The organism is Photorhabdus heterorhabditis (assembly GCF_001280945.1).
GTDB lineage: Bacteria > Pseudomonadota > Gammaproteobacteria > Enterobacterales > Enterobacteriaceae > Photorhabdus > Photorhabdus heterorhabditis.
This window is the reverse complement of sequence record NZ_LJCS01000221.1, coordinates 1-594: the sequence shown is the minus strand read 5'-3', so window position 1 is coordinate 594 and position 594 is coordinate 1. Positions and strand designations below refer to the sequence as shown.

At 43.9% G+C, this 594-nt stretch carries 1 pseudogene; it reads right to left on the bottom strand.

Annotated elements, in window-relative coordinates:
* Window positions 1–70: 70 nt before the first annotated feature.
* Window positions 71–594, bottom strand: a pseudogene (locus AM629_RS24150) (hypothetical protein); the annotation flags it as partial.

Here is a 594-nt window from a genome sequence, read left to right as displayed (position 1 = left end):
TCGTCTTTCTCTTGCTGAGTCAACAAACGATTCAGTTTATAAGGGATATACAACCCATCTAATTGCATAATTATGCCTCCGCCGAAGTCATTAATTTGTTAAAAGCGTCCATTTCCATTCTGCTATCAGGCCAGATAACAGGAACATCCTCTTCACCTGCCGGAATTTTTCGCCACAAGCAAGCCATCAACCATTTCTGGATCTCATTTTTCTTCTTCATTTCCAAATAGATATTGGCACCAAAGAAAAACAGCAAGGTAATAACAATACCTACCGGCCCCAAGGAAAAGATAATCAACACCAATCCACTTATCGCAGAAATCAGATAAGCGATCCCTGATCCTACATTGCCTTTCCTAATGTCATCTATTGCATGATACAAATCCCATGCCACCCCGACGATCCCAGCCAAAGATCCAAGGAATTTTACCCTCCCAATCCACGTTATTACCTTGGTCAGCAGCTTTTCCCCCAAGACAGAACCCAGCAGAGGCTTTAACCTGAGTACCAGAAAATTATTCAACAACCGCTCACAGATTTCAGCAAGAGTCCCCATTGCAGCGACCAGATCCGCCGCAAACCGGGTACATGCCT